Here is a 22013-nt window from a genome sequence, read left to right as displayed (position 1 = left end):
GTGACATGACCGGCGCGCCAGAAATAACGAATTCCAAGCTACCCGATTCCGTTTTCGACGCCGAACGTGAGGACGTTCTTCAATCCTGGCACACCGGTGCCGAGGTGGATTTTGAGGCAGGCATTGCCCGTCAGCACGCGCTGCCCTCGGAGAAGCGGTTCTCAGTCGCCTTGGCGGATGCGGATGAAACCGGCAAGACTCTGCTGCAACCCCGTGCGGGCGTTGCGCTGTTGCGCGAACACACCGCACTGATGGAGGGGCTGGCCCCCTATTGCGACGTGTTGCCTACAACCATCGACGCCTACACCCGTCACAACCGCTATGATGAGGCGCAGAATGGCATCGACCGGTCCCGCGCGGCGGGCACTTCGCTGCTGAACGGGTTCCCAGCGGTCAATCACGGTGTGGACGGCTGTACACGGCTGGTCGACGCAGTCTCAAAACCCATTCAGGTGCGGCACGGCACACCGGATGCACGCCTGCTGGCTGAGGTCACGCTCAGCTCGGGCTTTTCGTCCTACGAGGGTGGCGGGATTTCCTATAACATCCCCTATGCAAAGAACATTCCGCTAGAGCAGTCGATCCGCCATTGGCAATATTGCGACCGCCTGGTGGGCCGGTTCGAAGAACATGGCATCCGTATTAACCGAGAACCATTTGGCCCTCTGACCGGGACGCTGGTACCGCCTTTCGTGTCTCATGTGGTCGCCATCATCGAGGGCCTTCTGGCGCTGGAGCAGGGCGTGCGCTGTATCACGCTGGGCTATGGTCAGGCGGGCAATCTGGTGCAGGACGTCGCCGCGCTGCGGTCGCTGCGGCGGCTGGGGCACCACTATTTCCAGAACGCGGGCTATGACGATTACCATCTCACCACCGTGTTCCATCAGTGGATGGGCGGCTTCCCCGAGGATGAGGCCAAGGCCACCGCCGTGATCTGTCTGGGTGCGCTGGCCGCGAAACAGGCGCGGGCCACCAAGATCATCGTGAAGACCCCGCATGAGGCCAGCGGCATCCCCTCGCTTGAGGCGAACCAGGCCGGGCTCAAGGCGACCCGTCAGATGGTCAACATGATCGCCGATCAGAACCGCAATGACGGCAACGAAGTCCTGACCGAGGTCGAGGTGATCGAGGCCGAGGTTCACGCCGTCATGCGCGCCGTTCTGAAACTGGGCAAGGGCGACATCGCTCGCGGAGCCGTTCTGGCCTTTGAGAGCGGCGTCATGGATATCCCCTTCGCCCCCGCCATCGGAAACGCGGGCAAACTGACTCCGGTACGAGACAACCACGGCGCGCTGCGGATTTTCGAAACCGGAAATGTACCGCTGCCCAAGGACGTCATGGCATTCCACCGGGACCGCATCGCAGAACGCGCCCGGTCTGAGGGGCGCGAGGTGTCCTTTGACATGGTCGTCGACGACGTCCGCGCCATCTCGGCCAGTAAACTCATCGGTCGGCCTTCAGTTGCCGCCTAACGCACAGAGACTGTCATGAAGATCAAGAACGTTGTTTTCGCGCCAGGGCTGGCCTCGTACTATTTCGACGATCAGGCAGCGATCAAACAGGGGGCCAAGCAGGACGGGTTCGTCTATTACGGGCAGGCCCTGACCGACGGCTTTGCCCGCGTCCGGCAATATGGGGAAAGCGTCTCGATCCTGCTGGAGCTGGAAAACGGCCAGATCGCTGAGGGCGACTGCGCGGCCGTGCAGTACTCCGGTGCCGCCGGGCGCGATCCGCTGTTTCTGGCCTCCTCCGTCATTCCGTTCCTACAGGAACATCTGACGCCGCAGTTGATCGGCCATGACGTACGTAGCTTCCGTAAAAGCGCGGAATTCTTCGACAAGCTTGTCGTCGACGGCCAGCCTCTGCACACTGCCGTGCGCTATGGCCTGTCGCAGGCGCTGTTGTCTGCGGCCTCGATTGCCTCGGGCAAGATGAAGTTTGAGGTGATCTGCGACGAATGGGGGCTTGAGGCCATCGCAGCCCCTCTGCGCCTGTTCGGGCAAAGCGGCGACAACCGCTATGAGGCTGTGGACAAGATGGTGCTGAAACAGGTCGACGCCCTGCCCCATGGCCTGATCAACAACATCCCCCAGAAACTGGGCCAGACAGGCGGGAAACTAGCTGAATACGTCACATGGCTGTCGCGTCGCATTCAAGCTCTGCGCACGGATGAGAGCTATCATCCAGTGCTGCATATCGATGTCTACGGCACGGTGGGCATGATCTTTGACAACGACACGGCGAAGATTGCCAACTATCTGGCAACGCTGGAACAACGCGCCGCCCCATTCGATCTGTATATCGAAGGGCCTGCCGATGCAGGGTCCAAACACGGGCAGATCACCTTGCTGCGCGATATTCGCACCTCGCTACAGGCCCTCGGCAGCAACGTCAGAATTGTGGCCGACGAATGGTGCAACACCTATCAGGACGTGGTCGATTTCGTCGATGCCGATTGCTGTGACATGGTTCAGATCAAGACCCCCGATCTGGGATCGCTGCACAATACGGTCGACGCGGTGCTCTACTGCAAAGCCAATGGTGTCGCGGCGTATCAGGGCGGCACCTGTAATGAGACCGATATCTCGGCCCGCGCCTGTCTGCACGCCGCCATGGCCACAAGACCCGACCGCGTACTGGTCAAACCCGGCATGGGCTTTGACGAAGGCATGACCATCGTCGCCAACGAAATGCACCGCACCCTTGCGCTTTTGAACACACGAGCTGCCGCATGACCGATACCCTCCTCAAACCCTACGAAGGCCTGCTGGTCGTATCTCTGGAACAGGCCGTCGCTGCCCCCCTCGCGTCGTGCCACTTTGCCCAGGGCGGCGCGCGCGTCATCAAGATTGAGCGTGACACCGGCGATTTCGCCCGCAAGTACGACGGCGCAGTCAAAGGCTCGGCGTCCTATTTCGTCTGGGCCAATCATGGTAAGGAAAGCCTGTGTCTGGACATCAAGAACCCCGAGGACGCCGCTCTGCTGCACCGTATTCTGGACGAGGCGGATGTTTTCATCCAGAACCTCGCCCCCGGTGCCATTGCCCGCGCCGGGTTTGGTGAGGATGTCCTGCGCAAACGCAACCCGCGCCTGATCACCTGCGATATCAGCGGATATGGCGAGGATGGACGGTATAGCGACATGAAGGCCTATGACTTTCTGGTGCAATGCGAAAGCGGGCTGGTCTCGGTCAACGGAGCGCCCGGACATCCCGGTCGGATTGGCGTTTCGGTCTGCGATATCGGTGCCAGCATGAACGCGATCATCGGCATACAGAAGGCTCTGATCGCGCGCAGCACCAGCGGCAAAGGCAGCGCGGTGAAGCTGTCCCTGTTCGACACTGCAGCGGATTGGATGACCGTGCCTTTGATGCATACGGTTTATGCAGGCAAAGCGCCTCAGCCGGTTGGTCTGCATCACCCGTCCATCGCGCCTTATGGTGGGTTCACCACCAAAGACGATGAGGTTCTGGCGATCTCGATCCAGAACGAACGCGAGTGGAAACGCCTCTGTGCCGACGTGATCGGGCAGCCCGAGTTGGCCACCGATCCCCGGTTCTGTGACGCCGCCCAACGGGTTGCCAACCGTGCCGAACTGGACGCCATCGTCGCCGGGTTCTTTGCCCTTCACAGCCGCGCCGAGCTGGAAGGCAAGTTGTTCGCGGCAGCCATCGCCTATGGTGCCGTAAACTCGGTCAGCACCTTTGCCGAACACCCGCAGCTGCGCCGTACGCCGGTCACGCTGGAAAACGGGGATGAGGCGCATCTGGTCGCCGCCCCCGTGCGCCACAGCTTTGACCCGGAAACACCGCGCTTCGGCCGTGTGCCAGCGCTTGGCGAACATACCGATACCATCCGGTCCGAATTCGCCGAAACCGCTGCCGCATGATCCGGTCCTACCTGTTCACTCCGACGCACCGGCCCGAGCTTATTGCACGCGCGCATGAACGGGGCGCGGATGCGATCCTGCTGGACCTTGAGGACAGCGTGCCGCGCGACCGCAAACAGGCCGCGCGGGACGGGTTGGCAGAGGCGGTTTCCTCGCTGAGCGCCCGCGCCGTGCCGGTTGTGATACGGGTCAATGCCGATCTGGGCGAATGCGTCCGCGATCTTGAGGCAGCCATCCTGCCCGGCGTCGACGCTATCATGCTGCCCAAGGTCATCGGAGCGGATCACCTGCACCTGGTGGCGGACCATCTGTCGATGCTGGAGCGGCAGGCCAAACTTCCCGAGAGCCAGATCAAGCTGATTGCGTTGATCGAAACAGCCCAAGGGCTGATGAACGCCGCGAGCATCGCAAAAGCAACCCCTCGGCTGACCGCGCTTGCATTCGGGACCGAGGATTTCTCGACCGATTGCGGTCATGCGCCCTCGGTCGAGGCGCTGAAGGGCCCGGCCCAGTCCTTGATCCATGCGGCCAAAGCGGGTGGCCTGCAGGCCATCGGCCTACCGGGCAGCATTGCCGAGATCCACGATATGGACAGTTTCCGCGCCTGCGTCGACCTTGGGCGCGCGATTGGTTTCGACGCTGTCCTGTGCATCCATCCGCGACAGGTCGAAATCGTCAACGCGGTCTTCACCCCCAGCGTCTCCGAGATCGAACAGGCGACCCGCGTGGTCGAGGCGTTTGATCGGGCCACTCAGCAGGGGCTGGGTGCCGTCATGCTGGATGGCAAAATGATCGACCCGCCCATCGTGGCGCGGGCGCACTCTATGTTGCAATCCCGGCGTCTTTGAAGAAATCCTCCATGAAGGCCGGGCCTTTCTGATCCACGAAATCCCGAAAGGACCGCGCCGCCGGACGCAGCGGTTTGTTGCGCATATGCAGAACGAACCAATCGCGATATTCCGGCATGCCTTCGACATTCAGGATCTTGAGCTTTCCGGCCATCGCCTCCAGCGCGATCGTATGAGCCGAGATGAAGGCCAGCCCCATATTCGCCATGACCGCCTGTTTGATATTGGCATTACTGTCCATTTCCTGCGCCTTGGGCTGCGGCAGGCCAGAGTCCGAGAAAAAGAACTCATGCACCATGCGCGTGCCCGACCCCCGTTCGCGGACGATGAACTGATGGTGCGGCAAGTCCGAGCGTCGGATGCGTCTGGTGCGCACCAGCGGATGATCCGGGTGGCCGATCAAAACATAGGGATGTTTCGCGAATTGATGCGCCGTTGTCTCTATCCGGCGCGGCGGGCGACCCATGAGCGCAAGGTCGATTTGATCTGTATCCAGCATCTCGATCACACTGCGCCGGTTGGCGATTTTGAACTGTAGATCGCATTCCGGGTGTTCCTGCTGAAACTGCGCTAGCAGATGTGGGCCGAAATTGCGCGCAGTGGTCACCATGGCCACCCGAACCCGGTGGTCTAGCTTGCCCTGCATGATCTGCACAACATCTACCGCCTCGGCCAGCGTTTCGGTCATGCGTTCGGCATAGGGCACCAAAGCGGTGGCAACCTCAGTCGGGATCACCGAACGGCCGGATTTCTCGAACAGCGGCGCGCCGAATTCCTCGCTCAACCGGCTCATCTGCATCGACACCGCAGGCGGGGTCAGCGACAGGCGCTCAGCCGCGCGCACAAAGCTGCGCGTCTCGATCGCCACCAGAAATATCTGCAACTGGCGCAGGGTAATCTTGTCCGAGGTCGGCGGCATTGCGGCTCCTGTGCGCTAGAAGGCGGGTTTGCGGGTAAAGAAGTCTCCTCCCTTATCGTCAATAATCACAAACGCCGGGAAATCCACGACTTTTATGCGAAAGACGGCCTCCATCCCGAAGTTGGGAAAATCCAGCGTTTCGATGTTCTTGATGACGTCCTTGCCCAAAACTGCCGCCGCCCCACCGACCGAGCCCAGGAAGAACCCACCATGCTCCTTGCAGCTTTGCACGACCGAGGGCGCACGATTGCCTTTGGCAATCATCACGCGGGACGCGCCCAGCGCCTGCAGTTCCGGCACATAGGGGTCCATCCGCGCGGCTGTGGTTGGCCCGAACGAGCCTGAGGTATACCCTTCGGGCGTCTTGGCCGGGCCCGCGTAGTAGACCGGGTGATCGCGGATGTAGTCCGGCAGCTCCTGACCCTTTCGGATCATCCGGGCCAATTCGGCATGCACCAGATCGCGCGCGACAATCATGGTGCCGGACAGCAAAACCGGGCTGGAGACGGACAGCTTGGACAATTCAGCACAGATATCATCCATCGGCTGGTCCAGGTTGATCCGAGTTGCGGATTGCGCCGCGACATCCTGCGCGGGCAGAAACCGAGCCGGATCGTGTTCCAACTGCTCGACCCAGATCCCATCCCGGTCGATCCGCCCCTTGATCTGGCGATCCGCCGAGCAGCTAACACCCATGCCAACCGGCAGGCTTCCTCCGTGGCGTGGCAGGCGAATGACGCGCACGTCATGACAGAAGTATTTCCCACCGAACTGGGCACCCAGCGACATGTTGCGGGTCAGCTCCAATATCTGCGCCTCAAGCTCCAGATCGCGAAAGGCACGCCCATCGGGGCTACCGGTTGTGGGTAGATCATCCAATTCCTTGGCCGAGGCTTTCTTGACCGTTGTCAGACAGTGTTCAGCCGACAGCCCCCCAATGACAATCGCCAGATGGTATGGCGGGCAAGCCGTTGTGCCCAAGGTCCGTATCTTCTGATCAAAAAACGCCAGTATCCGCTCGGGCTCCAGCAGTCGCCTTGTTTCCTGATACAAAAAGGTCTTGTTGGCTGAGCCGCCCCCTTTGGCCATGAACAGAAACTCCAGAGCCTCCCCGCTGAGCGCCTCAATGTCGATCTGCGCAGGCAGGTTGGTGCCAGTATTCCGTTCGCGAAACATGCTGAGCGGGGCCATTTGCGAGAAGCGCAGGTTGCGCGTTTCCCAGGTGTCCTTGACCCCCTGCTCGACCGCCGCATGCAGATCGCCCTGGACCAGAACGTTCTGGCCTTTCTTACCGTGAATGATCGCCGTTCCAGTGTCCTGACAGCTCGGGAATTCTCGCTCGGCCGAGATCACTGCGTTCTTCAGCAGTTCCAGCGCCACGTAGTGATCGTTGGCCGAAGCATCCGTGTCATCGAGTATCTCGCGTAGCTGGGCAAGATGGCTGGGGCGCAACAGATGCGAGACATCTGCAAAGGCGGTTGAGGTCAAATTGCTGACCGCCTCGGACGAGACCCGCAGGAACGTTTCACCATCGAACCGGGCGGTTTCCAACCCTTCATTGCCGAGATTGCGATAGCACGTTGTGCCGAATGTTTTCGTTGTCTGGGTCATGGCGCGCACCCTAGTCAGGTCCACAAAAACAATCAATAGTTCTTAATGTAAATGCCATTTTATTCACCAAAAATTACCAAAAGAGAATCGCACCATAGTACTCGATTTCAACAGCCGCCAATTCACACCACGCAACGCATCACTCCCCATATTCGAACCGGCTCAGCATTCGGTGACTCAACTGTCTGCGTTCCGCGCGGGTCGATCTTGAGCAACATCAACGCCAGGATCCAGCGGCCACGGTCCGCCCGCGGACCCGTGCAAGGATCAACGCGAAATCAAGCTGACCAATTGGTGTCTAAGCTCTTTGGCATCAATGGGCTTGTGGATTAACTCCAGCCCATTCGACTGGCACTCTTCCGCTGTTTCAGGAGACCGGTTGGCCGAGATGATGCAGGCGGGCACATCGCTGAATTCCGCTTTGATCCGACGCACTGCCTCAGTCCCGGTTTTTCCATTATCCAGCTGGTAGTCCGCGACGATCGCATCGGGTGTGATACCGATCTCGCGCAGCAGGTCCACGGCCTGATCCTCACTGCCACACTCCAGCACGTGAACGCCCCAGGACTCGAGCGTCAGCGTCAGCGCATTTCTGAGATTTGCATCATTTTCAATCAGCAGAACGATCATGTCAGCCAGTTGACCCGTTTTCCTGTCGGCGGCAGCGGGACGGCCTTCGCTGAACTGCCCTTGGTCCTGCACCACAGGAATTTCGACGGAAAACACCGTACCTTTTCCCAACTCGGAGCGCAGATGAATCGGGTGGTTGAGCAACCCGCAGGCGCGCTCGACGATGGCGAGACCAAGGCCCATGCCTTCGGCGGCGCTCGCGTCGGATTGCACCCGCTTGAATTCCTGAAAAACCATGTCGCGCTGATCGGCGGCGATGCCTATTCCGGTATCCAGAACCTCGATCGACACGCGAGTTTTACGCCGCTTCACCCCGACCAGAACCTTGCCAGTATCGGTATAGCGGATTGCGTTGGAAAGCAGGTTCTGAAGGATGCGGCGCAAGTAGCTGGCATCACTGGCTACAAGGGCGCTGGTCGGCACCACGCGCAACTCCAATCCTTTGGCATGTGCAACCGGGCGGAAAGCGTCCTCCATCTGCTTGAACATATCGCCAACCGACACGGTCGAGAGGTGGACTGTCGCGCTGCCGGAATCCAATTTCGAAATATCCAGTAGAGCCTCAAGGATATGCTCCACGCTATTGAGCGCACTTTCCGCCTTTGTGGCCACATCATGCGTTTCCGACTGATCCAACCCGTTTTTCAGCGAAGCCACATAAAGCTTGGCGGCGGACAAAGGTTGCAACAGATCATGACTTGCAGCGGCAACAAAGCGGGACTTTGACGCATTGGCCCGTTCCGCCTCGCCCAGCGCGTCGGCCAGTTCAACGGTGCGCGCTTCAACCCGCTTTTCCAGCAATTCCTTGGCGTCCTGAAGCGCTTGCGCCGATTTTCGTTCCGCCGTTACATCGGTAAAAGAAATCACATAGCCCTTGTCGGGCATTTCCTGCGCAAAGACAGACAGGATTTTCGACCGCCCCCGATGTAACTGAAACCGCAAGGGCCGCCGAGAGGTGGCCCGCTTGGTCCAGTCGGACAAATCACCCCAGCTCATCCCCGGTTGGAAACTCATGTTCGAACCTAGCCGATCATAGAGCGTTTCAAATTGCGTGCCCATTTGGAATTGCCCAACCGGGATCGCCAGCAGCTCACTGGCCCGGTTGTTCCAACCAATTAAACGGTGCTTGTTGTCGAAGATACAAACGCCCTGATCGATATGTTCCAGTGTGGCGCGGATCAGGCGAGATTTGTCATCCAGAATGCGGTCGCGTTCTAGCCGCTCGACCCGCATGATATCGGTCACATCCGTCTGCAGGATAACTGTGCCTGCGTCCTTCGTGCGATGCTCCGAGACCTGCATCCAGCGATTGCCGCTCAGGCCCACATTGAACACCACATGGTCATCCGCATGACGCGTCAATCGAAGCTCGGCCCAGTCCACAGGTGCAACCCCTTCCGGCAGCAGCAGAGAGCTCGACCGGCTCACGAGATCGACATATTCTGTAAAGCGCAGACCTGGCTTCAGCCGACCTTGGATATCGGGCATATGCAACCCAAAGCGACTGTTGCAAAGCACCAGTTTTTCATCGCGCCCAAACAAGGCAAAGCCATCCTGCACCGCCTCGATCGCGTTCGCCAAATCGGACCGAGCAGCTTCGGTTTCCTCATTGGCCTTGGCCAATTGCGCGTTGGACGCGTTCAGAAGGTCCAGAGCGCGCTCCAGATCATCCGTGCGGGTGCGGATCTCTTGTTCCAACACGGCGGCGCGCTGGAATTGCGCATAAGCAGCACCCGAGGCATCGGTAGATTCCTCGACCCGACGCATCAGCGCCTCGACGATCTTCAGCAGTTTTTCATTCTGGCGTTCGATCGGATCCAGCGGGTCGGTCAGATGCTCGATCATCCGCTAGTCGTCCCTGGGCGGGTAGATCGCCACCCCGGTCATCGTCTGATTGACGTGGATCGAGTTGAACTGCTCACCATAGGTCGAGAATCCGACCACATGATTGTCCGACAGAATGCGCGAGATTTCGTGCGTTTTCTGTTTCTCCTGCGCCTCGAGCCTCCGCAGGATACAGTCGCAGGCCAGGATCGTGTCGGGCTTTTGCTTTTCGTTCAGCGCCGCGATCTCTTCCTGCAGATGCACCGTCATGTCGCGCGGTTCGGCTAGGGTCAGAACCAGCCCCTCATCAATGGCCGAAAAGAACACCAGATCGCCATTACCCGCAACCTGTTGAATGGCCCGTACATGATGTTGACCTCCGATCTGGACGACGACCGGATGAGCCGCGAAGGTAAAGGGGGTCAGCTGTTCGGGGTCTTTGCCAAGGATGCGCGCATATTCCCGCGCTGCGGGTTCCGCGTTTATTTCCTGAACGATACGGTTGGCCGGGTCGGCTTTTGTCACGACCATACGCTGCGCGGCCGGAACAAGGTGATCGGTCTTGAACACCTTGATCGGGCAAGAGGTTCGCACTTGCACCAAAATGGCTGCGTTCTCCAGCGCCTGTGATCCATGCAGAACATAGGTGTGGCCGAACTCAGTCCCGTCGCCAGCTGACCCACCGAACAAAGGCACCGGCCCCAACCCCATCGCCAACTCGGATGTCAGTTCGTCTTCTTTCGTGGACAGCCCGTCGATCATCAGGAATGTGAATTCGTTTTCCCAAGCGGGAAAGCTGCGCGTCATTGCCGTTCGGTTATGGATCATTTCGGCAATGATGTCTTGCGCACAGAAATCATCCAGATCCGGCACCAATATTGTACGCGTTTCAAAATGTGAGCGCGGCAAGGCAAGCGCGACGATCTGATCCTCGTTATAGCCACCTTCGGCAAGCTCTCCCGCGGTGGTGCATCCGACCACCATCGTGGGCGCAAATTCCTGTTCACCGTCGGCGATCACCGCCGCGGCATCGGCATTGGGGCTGACAAACAGAATGATCAGCGCCATGGGGTCATCCCCCAACGACCTGGACAGATCCCTGACTGCGTTGTCGGCGCTGCGTTCCGCAAATGCCGTCTTTACGATGCCTGGCCTGACGGACGGGGCGCTGGCCCATCCGAATGCTTGGTTCATCGCGACTCCTCCCTAAAGCCCGACGATTGTTGAGAGGTTAGAGTATCTGACCCTATTCTTGCAATACGCTGGCAAAGGATGCTTTCTTGGCAATCAGAACCGCCTGAGTGCGGCTTTGAACGCCAAGTTTCCGCATGATTGCAGTGACATGCGCCTTAACCGTGGTTTCGGCAATCGACAGGTCATAAGCGATCTGCTTGTTCAACTTGCCCTCGCAGATCAGTTGCAGGATGCGGCCCTGTTGATTGGTCAACGCGGCAAGCCGATTGACCGCATCGCTATGTTCATCCTCTTCCTCATCTTCGATCAGAACGCAGCCATCGGGGACAAAGATTCCCCCCGCATGCACCGTCTCGAACGCGGTGCGGAACACATCGCGCTGGCTGTGCTTGGGCACATATCCCGATGCTCCTGCCTTGATCACCTGGCTGATCACACGGTTGTCGGTCAGCGAGGACACAACAATCACCGGCGCATCCGCCGCGGATTTCAAGCGCACCAGACCATCCAGGCCATCCACATCCGGCAGGTTCAGGTCCAGCATCACCGCATCCGGTTTCAGCCCTTTGGCCACCAGTTCCATAGCGTTTTCCAAACGGTCTGCGGTGTGAATTTCGCCGATCTCGGCCACGCTGCGCAGGGTCATCGACAAGGCGTCGCAGAACAACGGATGATCGTCGACAATCAGAACATTCTCAAAGTCGGTCTGTCTGGCGGGTTCTGCAAGCATCAAGGTCGCCTTTGCATTGAAACTCTCTTTGCTCTGAGTCTAGCAACACCTTTGGCAAACGCCTACTGGCGGAAGGTCGTAGACCAAAGAAAACGCGCGCCCGGATGCCGAACGCGCGATCTTTGGGATCAGAACCCGCCTCAGTTCGCCGAGGCCAATTCTTTCGGCAGGCGGAATGTCCACAAGGTACCGCCCTGGTTCAGGTAGTTGACCTTCTTGGCCACTTCACCGCCCCACAGCGGAACCGCACCGCCCCAGCCGGAGATGATCGAGACATATTGCTCGCCATCCTGTTCCCAGGTCACAGGCTGACCGACGATACCGGAGCCGGTCTGGAACGACCACAGTTTTTCTCCGGTTTCGTCATCGAGCGCGATGAACTCGCCCTCGGGGGTGCCAAAGAACACCAAGCCGCCAGCCGTGGTCATCACGCCCGACCACAGCGGGGCGTCGTTCTTATATTCCCACTTCCACTCACCGGTATCGGGGTCTATGGCCTTGAGCGAGCCGATGTGATCTTCGTAGTTCGGCTTGATGGTAAAGCCCGCGCCCAGATAGGCGGCACCTTTCTTGTAGGTGATCGGCTCGTTCCAGATATCCATGCCCCATTCGTTCGAAGGCACATAGAAATTGCCGGTGTTCTGCGAGAACGACATTGGCATCCAGTTCTTGCCGCCCAGGAAGGACGGCGAGGCAAAGATGACCTCTCCCTTGTTGCCATCGGCCGCAGCGGCCGGATCACCGGGACGGTTGTTTTCGACAAAGATCGGACGGCCGGTCTCATCAATTCCGTCGGCCCATGTGATATCCTTGACGAAAGGTGTCGCCGAGACGAACCCACCATCCTCACGGTTCAGAACATAGAAGTACCCGTTCCGGTCGGCAGTGGCGTAGCGCGGGTTGCCCTCGCGGTCGGTATAAGCGACCACTTCGTTCACACCGTCATAGTCCCAGCCTTCACGCGGGGTGGTCTGGAAATGCCACTTGATCTCGCCGGTCTTGGGGTCGATCCCGATGCGGCTGGCGGCATAAAGGTTGTCGCCCTTGTTGCCTTCGGTGGGGGTGCCCGCATTGCGCAGCCAGCTGTTCCACGGGGCCGGATTGCCTGCGCCGAAGACCAGCGTATCGGTGTCAGCATCGTAAGAGCCGCCCAGCCAGGTCGCGCCGCCGCCGGTTTTCCACATGTCACCGGGCCAGGTCGCGTTCAGCTCACCAGTCATGGTGCTTTCTTCGCCGTTCAGCGTGCCCATGTGGCCTTCGATCACGGGGCGTTCCCAAACCAGATCGCCGGTATTGACGTCCCGGGCCTGAACCGCGCCGACGATACCGAACTCACCGCCCGAGTTGCCGGTGATGACCAGGCCATCAACAATCAACGGCGCCGCCGTGTAGGAATAGCCCGCCTTGTAGTCAGCAATCTTGTCGCGCCAGACCACGTCGCCCGTGTCTTTGTTCAGCGCTACGATCCGTGCGTCCAGCGTGCCGAAAATGACCTTGTCGCCATAGATGGCAGCACCCCGGTTGACCACGTCACAGCAGGGCAGAATGCCTTCGGGAAGGCGGGCATCGTATTGCCAGACCTCTTTGCCGGTCTCCAGATCAATCGCATAGAGGCGTGAATAAGACCCGGTGATATACATCATCCCGTCATAGATCAGCGGCTGAGTTTCCTGCCCGCGCTGCTTTTCTCCACCAAGACTGAAGGCCCAGGCCGGAAGCAGGTTTTTGACGTTGTCCTTATTCAGCATGTCCAGCGGGCTGTAGCGCTGCAAATGCCGCCCCATACCATTGGTCACAACCTGAGTGGTGATCGTTTGGTCATTGGCCAGATCGTCTTCGGTAACTTCTGCATAGGCTGCGCCGGTTGCGACAATGCTCGCAGCGGCGGCCATGATAAACCGGTTCATCGGTATCCTCCCTAGACTTATGTCTTTCCTCCACGCCGAATCTCCGACGCGTCGGGATTGTTGGCGAGAGTATTATTCGCAGGCAGGCACCGGTGTTGGAATTGCACATTGGTCGTAGGGCGCTATCACCCGATTTCAACTAGTTTGAGCCATCTTTTTTGATGCGCGAGGCGATGATGCGGCGGCTTTTCACTTGGTTTATCCCTGCGGTTTTGATCTACGCGCAGCCAGCGCTGGCCGATCCGCTGTCCGGGCAAAAGACAATTTCTCTGGTCGACGGAAAAGGCAACAAGCTGTTGATCGGAAACGTGACTTTCGAACCCAAGGGCGACGCCACAGCCTATCAAATCGACCTGAGCGCGGGCCCCTTTGCAGACCATTTCCTGTCCATGCGCCCGTTTCGCTGTCTTGAGGGGGCGGACAAACACTGGTGCCATGTCCCCTACCCTTATGCTCTGCGGCGCGAGGTCTCGGACGATGATCTGACCGATCTGGAATACGACCTGCTGTTTATCCACAAGGGCGCCACCGAATATGGCATTGATATGTGGAACGGGGTCTACTACCGCCTGCAGCGCGATGGCGACCGCCTGATCGGACAGTTGCATGAAATGGACATGGGCATCTTATCGGCCCCACCCGAAGACGGAGATCTGAGGCCCGTATCTGAGGCAGACATCCACGAGGCCGATCCCGACAGTCACTGGCTACCGCAGGTCGTGATCGACTAATCACTGGTCTGAGATGCTGCTCAGATAGGCCAGAATGAAGTCCTGCACCGTCCGGTCCTCGATCCCGACATGACGCATTTTTGTGCCGGGCATGAACCCGTCATTGTCTTCCATCCATGCGCGCAATGCGGCGGGTGTCCAGACGATGCCTGATCCAGCCAGAGCCTCAGAATACTCATAGCCATCGACCTTGCCCGCCCTACGCCCGACGACACCGTCCAGCTGAGGGCCATAGCTGGGGTCGGTCGCGCCCGGCGCGTGACAGCGGCGGCATTCCGATAGGAAAAGTGTTTCCCCCGCCTCGACCTTGACGCGGTCAAAGGTGGATTGGGCATATGCAGGTGCGGCTGAAACAGCACTGGCAGCAAGGCCAAGGGACAAGATGATGTGTTTCATTTGATCCTCCGAACGTTTGTCGGAGTATAAGCCCGCACCTGGGACCCCAAGCTTGACGCATATCAAGAAACCAGGCGCGGCCTCATCCTTTGGTCGTAGAAAACGCAGAAAATCAGGTTTTTTCAGAACATCGGCGCGTATTTCCACTCATCCGCGTCCGGTGTGACCTCATTCGGATCATAGCCAGAGTCTTGCAGACGTTTGGCGATCTTCAAGCCGTCACTTGCGGCTTCATCCACATAGGCGCGGCCCAGTTCGGGGTCTTGCGCCACCCCATGGCCGCGCAGCAGGTTGAGGCCGTAGTTGAACTTGCCCACCGGATCGCCCAGATCAGCGGCGCGTTTGTCCCAAGCGGCGGCGGCATCGGGATCGTAGTCTCCGCCCAGCCCGTTATTGTCCAACTGCCCCATCCATGTCATCGCGCCGGTATACCCGGCATTGGCGCAGCTTTCGAACAGCTTGCGCGCCATCTCGTGCCGGCCGGACTTGGTGATATAATAGCCGGTCGCGCAGGTCGTCATATCGGTGACGCCATTGTCAATATTGCTCATGACGCGACCAAATCCCGTGTCCTGCGGGTTGAGCGTGCCGTACTCATCCTCGATCGTCTGGGCCGAGGCAGCTGTGCCTAGAAACAGTAATGCAATTGCGATACGGATCATGAAAGAACCCTCCGTTTGAAAGGTATCTTAGCGTATCGGGGGGCACATTTCACCTCTGCCATGGTCGTAGATGGCTTAGCGACCGGGGCGTTTGATCCCGCGGGCCGGGTCATAGCCCCACAGCGCAAGGCCCAGAAAGGCCAGTCCGGCAAGGATGGTCCAGCCAAGGGCCGGGCCGTTGAACTGACCATAGAGCGCAAAGCGGATCAGTTCGACCGCATGGGTAAAGGGGTTGAGCGCGCAGATATCGCGCAACAGGGCTGAGCTTTCGGCCATCTTCCAAAGCGGATAGAGCGCCGAGGATAGGAAGAACATCGGGAAGATGACAAAGTTCATCACCCCCGCAAAATTCTCAAGCTGTTTGATGGCCGAGGACAAAGCCAGACCCAGCGCCCCCAGCATTAGCCCGGCAATGATCAGCGCGGGAAAGACGTATAGATATCCGTACAAAGGCATATCAATCCCGTAGATCGCCGCCACCGCCAGAAACGTATAGACCTGCAGGATCGAGATCGTGGTGCTGGCCAGCAGGCGGCAGAACAACAACCACCATCGCGGCAGAGGGCTGGTCAGCAGCAACCGCATCGACCCCATCTCGCGGTCATAGACAAGGCTGAGGGAGCTTTGCATGCCGTTGAACAGCATGATCATGCCGCACAGGCCCGGCACGATGTAGATCTCATAGGTGATATAGGTCTGATAGGGCGGCGTGATTGACAGGCCCAAGGCCGCGCGGAACCCGGCGGCGAAGACGATCAGCCAGACCAGTGGGCGTACCAAAGCGGCGATGAACCGGCTGCGCTGTCGGACAAAGCGCAGCGCCTCGCGGATCAGGATCGCGCGCAGGGCGATCAGCGCGCCCGTCATGCGGAGGCTCCGGTCATCGACAGAAACACCTGTTGCAGGGGTTGGTCGCCGGTGATGTCGCGGCAGGTGCCTTGTTTCAGCATCTTGCCTCGATGCAGAATGGCAAGCTGATCGTCGGGGGTGATCTCATCGGTCAGATGGGTGGCCCACAACACGGTCAGCCCATCCTGTGCCGACAGATCATGCACATGTTGGGTGATGGCGCTGCGGGCTGCTGCGTCCAGCCCCACTGTCGGTTCGTCCAGCAACAGGACCGAGGGCGCATGGATCAGGCAACGCGCGATCTCCAGCCGTCTGCGATGGCCGCCATTCAGATCGCGGGTGCGTTCGCCTGCGCGCTCGGCCATATCCAGACGTTCCAAAGCGGCGGCGATGCGGCTCTCGGCTGTGCGACCTGACAGGCCATGCAAAGCGGCGAAGTAGCTGAGGTTGCGATGAACAGTGAGGTCCAGATCCAGCGTCGGCTGCTGAAACACGACCCCGATCTGCGCCAAGGCCTGGCGGGGCTGTTTCGAGATATCGAACCCCGCCACCTCAATCACCCCCTGCGCGGTGGTGAACAGGCGGGTCAACAAGGAAAACAGCGTCGATTTCCCCGCGCCATTAGGCCCCAGCAACGCGCAAAACGCGCCCTGCGGGACGTGAAAGCTCACGTCATCAAGGGCGCGTTTGTCGCCATAGGCGTAGCTGACATTGCGGACCGAAAGCCCTGTCACTTAATGGTAATCTCCAGCCGCTGCGTTTCGCCGGTGCTGCCCGGCACTTTCAGATAGTAGCTGCCCGGCTTGATCGCGACAAAGCCTATTTCCATCTCGCCCGCCTCGTCGAACTCAACGGAATCGACGCCCAAAGGCCGGATTTCCAACCCCTCAACCACGATTTCATCCACCCAGATCGCGCGGAAGAACTCAGGCCCGACCAAAGCCAGTTCCTGACTGCCGTCGCCTTGAATTTCGAACTCATAGTAGGTGCCGGATTTCAGCTCCCATGGGGCCTCGGCCAAGGGCACACCAGCAGAGAGCGTGATCGGAGGCAGGTCTTCCTTGTTCTTGGCCGACAGAATTCCGGCCAGACCAAAGCCGTCGTCATCATCATCGTCGGCCAAAGCCGCAGCAGGCAAAGCCATAGCCAACATCACGGCCACGCATATCAGTCGCTTCATCTCTTGGGTCTCCTCAATCGTGTCAGTTGGTCGGACGGAAGGCCGCGCCCCAGGGGAAACGCCCAACCTTGATCGTCTTGATCGGTTCGCGCTTGGCCACATCAATCACGGTCACATCGCCAGACACGCCGTTGGTGGTGAACAGCAGCGACTTGTCGGCGTTGAAATCCATGTGCCAGACGCGACGGCCCACGAGGATGTAATCCTCAACCTCATAGGTTTCGGCATTCACAGCCGCCACATGGTTCGACGGTCCCAGCGCGACAAAGGCGGTCTCATCCCCGTTGGACAACTCAAACCCCACGGGTTGCACCCGGTCGGGGTGGACGCCTTCGACCTCGAACTCGATCTTGGCCTTTTCGGTCTGGGTTTCCACGTCGAACACGGTGATGGTGCCGCCGATTTCCGAGCTGACCCACAGCTCGGTCCCGTCCTTCAGGAATTCGGCATGGCGCGGGCGGGAATCGACGAGAGTGTTGGCGAACAGCTCTTGCGTCTCGGTGTCGATCCAATGGGCCATATTGGTGGTCTCGGACGTGGTGATGGCGATCTTGCCATCGGGCGACACGGCCATCCCTTCGGGTTCGATCCCCACGTCGATCTGAGCAATCACCGTGCGCGATTCCGTATCCACCACTGTGGTGATCGCGTCATCCTCGTTGGCGATGTAGAGGTGCTTGTCATTGGGGTGCAGCACGAACTGCTCCGGGTCCTCGCCCGAGGGCAGGTCGTGCAAAATCTCGCCCGTTTCGGGGTCCATCACCTGAACCGAGTCACTGTCGGACGCGCAGATATAGAGAACCGAGTAATCCTTGGAAAACGTGATCCCGCGTGGGCGTTCGCCGGTCTCGATCGTGCGGATCACCTCAAGCGTTTCGATGTCGATCACGCTGAGCGTGTCGTCCTTTTCATTGCTGATCCAGATTTCATCCGCAGTGGCCGGAGCGCAGAGCGCGGTCGCTGCCAAAAGTGCTGCTAGTCTCATCGCTGTTACTCCTTAAATGCCTGACACTGGCTTTCGGCTTCATCAATGCCCAGCGTGTCAAGTTCGGTGCGTTGATGCAGAAACCCCTCGAGCGGGGCCATCGCCACCACGGCGCGGTCCGTGACCAGAGGGATGGGCTGCCGCAATTGGCCGTTCCAAGCGCGGAAATTCATCGCGCGGCCTTTGAAGCCCGCCAGTTCAAAATCATCCGACAGGATATAGTCGCGCAGAACCGCCGGATCATCTGATTGTGTACGCGTCACCGCCTCGCCCAAGGCCCGATAGGCCGCCCAGGCGGCGTAATCCTTGGGGCGCATCGCCCGCCCTGCCTGATCGGCAAAACGGTTCTGCATCTGCACGGCGCCCCATTGTTCAACCACGCGCGACCAAGTGACGGGCTGCAACCCCTCTGACCCGGAAACGGGGCGCGGTTCCCACGTGTTGAAGGGGATATAGCGGCCGAAATCGTCCAGCTCATCGGCGACAAGCAACACGTCATAGTCGCCGAAGTCCTGAGTAAACAGCGGCACCTCTTGCGCTGCGTTGCGCCGCAGGTCGGCATCGAACACCCATGTCTTTTCTGCTTGCAACTCCAACCGGAACTTTTGCAGCGACCGTTTCAGCGCCTCGGCAAAGGCCTGATCCCCCGGATGCTCGCCCGCGATCAGCACGATCTCGTCCCACCGGCGTTTGACGAGGAACTGCGCCAGAGCGTCAGTGCGCATCACGTCTGACGGCAAGGTGTGCAACAGGTTGGCACGGCACTCGGCTTCGCGCAGCGACAGATCAGGAGCCGAGGCGTTAAACAGCACCGCACCCGCCGCCTCGGGCAGATCGGCGACCTCAAGCTGCGCTTGCGCAGGCGCGTCCAGAATGACGAAGGGGCTATTTGCCAAGGCCTGCCGCGCGGCTTGCGCCCAGTCTCCGCCCTCGGGGACCGTGGTCACCGTCAAATCATATTTGTGCCCCAGAAACTTGGCCGTTGTCAGGTTGTCGGCCAAACCCAGCTCAGCCCCTGCCATGCCCAGGTCTTCAGGAATCGGGTCGAGGTTGGACAGCACCGGAGGACGCTCGACCTCTTGCTGCAGATAGGTCACTGAAATCGCGACCTCGGCCTGCGCAGCGCCAGATGCCAGCGCCAAGGCTGCAAGAACAAAAGAAAATCTGAACATGTCTGCGCCTCCTCCCCGGCCCTAAAAGTAAAAGCCGGTCGAAAATGGGAAAGCCATTCGACCTTAGTCGCAGATTTTGCCCATCTGCAACCAAGGTCGAATGTCGCGATGATTTTGCCTGCGCTATGACCGAGGAAAGCTTCAATAGGAGGATGAGATGCGTCTTGGTTTTTACAGCGCGGCGCTTGCGGCTACGGTGACAGCGGGAATGGCGCTGGCACATGGAGATGTCGCGCCCCAGCCGGTAAATACGGATGCCCTTCCCGACGTGAGCGAGGAATGGCTGATCGAGAACCCCTATCGCGATCAGGGCGAAGAGGTCTGGCAGGCTGCAATTGAAATCGGCGATTCCGGCTATAACCAGAACTGCGCACGCTGCCACGGTCTGGGCGTCGTATCGGGCGGCCTGGCCCCTGACCTGCGCTATCTCGAGGCCGAAGAATACGGCGATGAGTGGTATATCGAACGCTTCCGCGAGGGCTATACCCAGAACGGTATCACCAAGATGCCTGCCTTTGGTGATCTGTTGGGCCAAAAGGCCGCTTGGGCCATTCGTACCTACATCGAGACCCGCCCCGATGACGGCGCGTTGGACGATCACTCGGACCGGTTGAAGGAAATCCGCGACGAGCTTGCTGCCATGGCCGAGGGCGCGGATGGAGACACTGCCGCCCTGCAATCCGAACTGACCGAGATCGCGGGCACAATCGAAACCGGCTCGGGCGCGCCTGTGGCTGACTCGGTGGCGCTGCGGGCTGCGGTGCTGATCTCGGGCGAGGCCCCGGATTTCGCACAAGCGGCGGAGCAGCTGACTATCGGATTGTCTGCCGCGCAATAGAACGGCAGACTGGGGCACATGATCGGACGCCATTTCATTTTCTCCCTGTTGGTCACCGCCCTGTCCGCCGGGTCGGCTCTGGCCAGGTGTGAAGACCATGTGCCCCAACCCAAACCCCAGAATGCCAGCCGCGACATCGTGGGCGCTGACCTCGATACCATTGTGGAGCGCGGCTACATCGAGTTCGCGGCCTACGAAGATTTCGCGCCCTGGTCTTTTGAGAAAGACGGCAAGATTCAGGGCGTGGACATCGAAATCGGCAAGTTGATCGCACAGGATCTGGGGGTCGAGCCCCGGTTCAATCTGGTCGCGGCGGGAGAAAACCTAGAGGCCGATCTGCGAAACTGGATTTGGAAGGGCCCGCTGATCAACGGGCGCGTGGCCAATGTCATGCTGCACATTCCCTATGACAGCGAATTCGCCTGCCGCGTTGAACAGGTGGTGTTCACCGGTCAGTATCACGACGAGGAAATCGCCATCGCCTTTCGCCGCGATGCCTATCCCGAAGACCCCCCAGTTCCGGCCTATTTCCGTTTTGACACCGTCGCGGTCGAAAACGATTCGATTGCCGATTTCTACCTGTCGTCTTTTCCCGGCGGACAACTGTCGCAGAATGTCAGCCGGTTCCCAACCGCAGATCAAGCGATGGAGGCGCTGGCCGCAGGAGAAACGATGGCCGCAATGGGTCCCCGCGCCCAGCTAGAGGCCGGGCTGACCCCGGATCTGGATATCCACACCCCTCCGCTGCCCGGCTTTGCCGTCAGCACCTGGACCAGCGGCGTGGCCGTTCATTTTGCCTATCGCGGCCTCAGCTATGCGGTCGATGATGCGATCTATGCAGCTCTTCAGGATGGCCGCATCGCCAAAATCTTCGAGGATTATGGGCTGACGCACACCCCTCCCGAACTGCGCTGACTACGCCCAAGGTCGCATATGCTTTGCGGCCCCGACGCCCTAGGTTGGAAAAAACTCTGGAGGAGTGACATGGAGTTACATGACAGCCGCACAATAGCCGCGCCACGATCCGAGGTCTGGAATGCCTTGCTGTCGGCAGATGTCCTGCGCGAATGCGTCCCCGGCTGCCAGGAGATGACCGGCACCGCCGAGGACGGGTTCGACGCCACCGTGGTGCAGAAAGTCGGCCCCGTCAAAGCCACGTTCAAAGGGAAAGTGACCCTGTCCGACATGGTGTCCGGGGAAAGCCTGAAACTGTCGGGCGAAGGCAAGGGCGGCGCTGCCGGTTTTGCCAAGGGCGCAGCAGATGTCACGCTGTCCGACGCCCCCGAAGGCACCTTGCTGACCTACAACGTGGACGCGCGCGTGGGCGGCAAGCTGGCCCAACTGGGTGGTCGCGTCGTGGACGGTTTCGCCAAGAAAATGGCGGATCAGTTCTTTCAGAATTTCCAAAGTGCGGTCGAGGTCGAGCCAGAGGCCCCCACCAGCGAAGCGGCAGCTGAACCCGAACAACAAGCGGAAGAGGCAACCGAAAAGAAAGGCTGGCTCAAGCGCGTATTGGGCGGTTGAGCTACGGATATAAGGGAGGAAAATGTGATGAAAATATCGCTGACTGTGAATGGCATGTCTGTGAGCGGTGAAGTTGAGGGTCGGACGTTATTGTCTGGTTTTTTGCGGGATCATTTGTCTTTGA

Annotated in this window: 21 protein-coding genes and 1 pseudogene; 9 read left to right on the top strand and 13 right to left on the bottom strand. The window is 59.5% G+C overall.

Going from position 1 to position 22013, the window contains the following annotated elements; translation table 11 throughout:
• Positions 1-5: 5 nt before the first annotated feature.
• Genes ACR0AI_RS06140 through ACR0AI_RS06125 form a run of 4 tightly spaced genes read left to right on the top strand, consistent with a single transcriptional unit; the run spans position 6 to position 4737 of the window.
• A complete protein-coding gene (locus ACR0AI_RS06140; protein WP_480672427.1) occupies positions 6-1472 on the top strand; it encodes a methylaspartate mutase subunit E in 1467 nt (488 codons plus the stop codon).
• 15 nt (positions 1473-1487) lie between these two features.
• The gene (locus tag ACR0AI_RS06135; RefSeq protein ID WP_480672425.1) at positions 1488-2735 is read left to right on the top strand and encodes a methylaspartate ammonia-lyase; all 1248 of its coding nucleotides are present in this window, start codon (positions 1488-1490) and stop codon (positions 2733-2735) included.
• Positions 2732-3889, top strand: a complete 1158-nt coding sequence (locus tag ACR0AI_RS06130) for a CaiB/BaiF CoA transferase family protein (protein ID WP_480672423.1) — start codon at positions 2732-2734, stop codon at positions 3887-3889. Before ACR0AI_RS06135 ends, ACR0AI_RS06130 begins: the two co-directional genes overlap by 4 nt.
• Positions 3886-4737 carry an HpcH/HpaI aldolase/citrate lyase family protein gene (locus ACR0AI_RS06125; RefSeq protein ID WP_480672421.1) on the top strand — a complete coding sequence of 284 codons (852 nt, stop codon included), beginning with the start codon at positions 3886-3888 and terminating at the stop codon, positions 4735-4737. The genes ACR0AI_RS06130 and ACR0AI_RS06125 overlap by 4 nt, the downstream gene beginning before the upstream one ends.
• Here the strand turns inward: ACR0AI_RS06125 and ACR0AI_RS06120 are convergent.
• The 6 genes from ACR0AI_RS06120 to ACR0AI_RS06095 form a co-directional block, all read right to left on the bottom strand.
• Positions 4712-5656, bottom strand: coding sequence for a LysR family transcriptional regulator (locus ACR0AI_RS06120; protein WP_480672419.1), 945 nt, complete (start codon positions 5654-5656; stop codon positions 4712-4714). The genes ACR0AI_RS06125 and ACR0AI_RS06120 overlap by 26 nt on opposite strands.
• Before the next feature lie 15 nt (positions 5657-5671).
• Complete coding sequence (locus tag ACR0AI_RS06115) at positions 5672-7267, bottom strand: FumA C-terminus/TtdB family hydratase beta subunit (RefSeq protein WP_480672417.1); 1596 nt, start codon at positions 7265-7267, stop codon at positions 5672-5674.
• Between the two features lie 267 nt (positions 7268-7534).
• On the bottom strand, positions 7535-9742 hold the full coding sequence (locus ACR0AI_RS06110) for a hybrid sensor histidine kinase/response regulator (protein WP_480672415.1): 2208 nt from the start codon (positions 9740-9742) through the stop codon (positions 7535-7537).
• Between the two features lie 3 nt (positions 9743-9745).
• Positions 9746-10915: an FIST N-terminal domain-containing protein gene (locus ACR0AI_RS06105; RefSeq protein WP_480672413.1), complete on the bottom strand. Its 1170-nt coding sequence runs from the start codon at positions 10913-10915 to the stop codon at positions 9746-9748.
• A gap of 52 nt (positions 10916-10967) precedes the next feature.
• A complete protein-coding gene (locus ACR0AI_RS06100; protein WP_170378656.1) occupies positions 10968-11645 on the bottom strand; it encodes a response regulator in 678 nt (225 codons plus the stop codon).
• A gap of 140 nt (positions 11646-11785) precedes the next feature.
• On the bottom strand, positions 11786-13552 hold the full coding sequence (locus tag ACR0AI_RS06095) for a PQQ-dependent methanol/ethanol family dehydrogenase (RefSeq protein WP_480672411.1): 1767 nt from the start codon (positions 13550-13552) through the stop codon (positions 11786-11788).
• Positions 13553-13728: 176 nt separating this feature from the next.
• On the opposite strand from ACR0AI_RS06095, the gene ACR0AI_RS06090 reads away from it, so the two are divergent.
• The gene (locus ACR0AI_RS06090; protein ID WP_480672409.1) at positions 13729-14283 is read left to right on the top strand and encodes a hypothetical protein; all 555 of its coding nucleotides are present in this window, start codon (positions 13729-13731) and stop codon (positions 14281-14283) included.
• Here ACR0AI_RS06090 and ACR0AI_RS06085 read toward each other — a convergent pair whose 3' ends face one another.
• The 7 genes from ACR0AI_RS06085 to ACR0AI_RS06055 all read right to left on the bottom strand — a co-directional run bounded on the left by ACR0AI_RS06085 (position 14284) and on the right by ACR0AI_RS06055 (position 19527).
• Positions 14284-14679 carry a c-type cytochrome gene (locus ACR0AI_RS06085; RefSeq protein WP_480672407.1) on the bottom strand — a complete coding sequence of 132 codons (396 nt, stop codon included), beginning with the start codon at positions 14677-14679 and terminating at the stop codon, positions 14284-14286. It abuts the gene before it with no gap.
• Positions 14680-14801: 122 nt separating this feature from the next.
• Positions 14802-15341: an SEL1-like repeat protein gene (locus ACR0AI_RS06080; RefSeq protein WP_480672405.1), complete on the bottom strand. Its 540-nt coding sequence runs from the start codon at positions 15339-15341 to the stop codon at positions 14802-14804.
• Between the two features lie 75 nt (positions 15342-15416).
• Positions 15417-16208 carry an ABC transporter permease gene (locus tag ACR0AI_RS06075; protein ID WP_480672403.1) on the bottom strand — a complete coding sequence of 264 codons (792 nt, stop codon included), beginning with the start codon at positions 16206-16208 and terminating at the stop codon, positions 15417-15419.
• The gene (locus ACR0AI_RS06070; protein WP_480672401.1) at positions 16205-16924 is read right to left on the bottom strand and encodes an ABC transporter ATP-binding protein; all 720 of its coding nucleotides are present in this window, start codon (positions 16922-16924) and stop codon (positions 16205-16207) included. The genes ACR0AI_RS06075 and ACR0AI_RS06070 overlap by 4 nt, the downstream gene beginning before the upstream one ends.
• Positions 16921-17370, bottom strand: a complete 450-nt coding sequence (locus ACR0AI_RS06065; protein WP_480672399.1) for a cupredoxin domain-containing protein — start codon at positions 17368-17370, stop codon at positions 16921-16923. Before ACR0AI_RS06065 ends, ACR0AI_RS06070 begins: the two co-directional genes overlap by 4 nt.
• 22 nt (positions 17371-17392) lie before the next feature.
• On the bottom strand, positions 17393-18355 hold the full coding sequence (locus ACR0AI_RS06060; RefSeq protein WP_152460706.1) for a YVTN family beta-propeller repeat protein: 963 nt from the start codon (positions 18353-18355) through the stop codon (positions 17393-17395).
• Between the two features lie 5 nt (positions 18356-18360).
• Positions 18361-19527 (bottom strand): ABC transporter substrate-binding protein, encoded by a 1167-nt coding sequence (locus ACR0AI_RS06055; protein WP_480672397.1) that lies wholly within the window; start codon positions 19525-19527, stop codon positions 18361-18363.
• Positions 19528-19684: 157 nt separating this feature from the next.
• On the opposite strand from ACR0AI_RS06055, the gene pedF reads away from it, so the two are divergent.
• The 4 genes and pseudogenes from pedF to ACR0AI_RS06035 form a co-directional block, all read left to right on the top strand.
• Positions 19685-20365: a cytochrome c-550 PedF gene (pedF, locus tag ACR0AI_RS06050; protein WP_170549083.1), complete on the top strand. Its 681-nt coding sequence runs from the start codon at positions 19685-19687 to the stop codon at positions 20363-20365.
• Positions 20366-20383: 18 nt separating this feature from the next.
• Positions 20384-21280, top strand: a complete 897-nt coding sequence (locus ACR0AI_RS06045; protein WP_480672395.1) for a substrate-binding periplasmic protein — start codon at positions 20384-20386, stop codon at positions 21278-21280.
• Positions 21281-21349: 69 nt separating this feature from the next.
• The gene (locus ACR0AI_RS06040) at positions 21350-21889 is read left to right on the top strand and encodes an SRPBCC family protein (RefSeq protein WP_480672393.1); all 540 of its coding nucleotides are present in this window, start codon (positions 21350-21352) and stop codon (positions 21887-21889) included.
• Between the two features lie 27 nt (positions 21890-21916).
• A pseudogene (locus ACR0AI_RS06035) lies at positions 21917-22013 on the top strand ((2Fe-2S)-binding protein); the annotation flags it as partial.

The organism is Ruegeria sp. BG3 (assembly GCF_056538485.1).
This window is presented reverse-complemented; position numbering and strand designations above follow the sequence as displayed.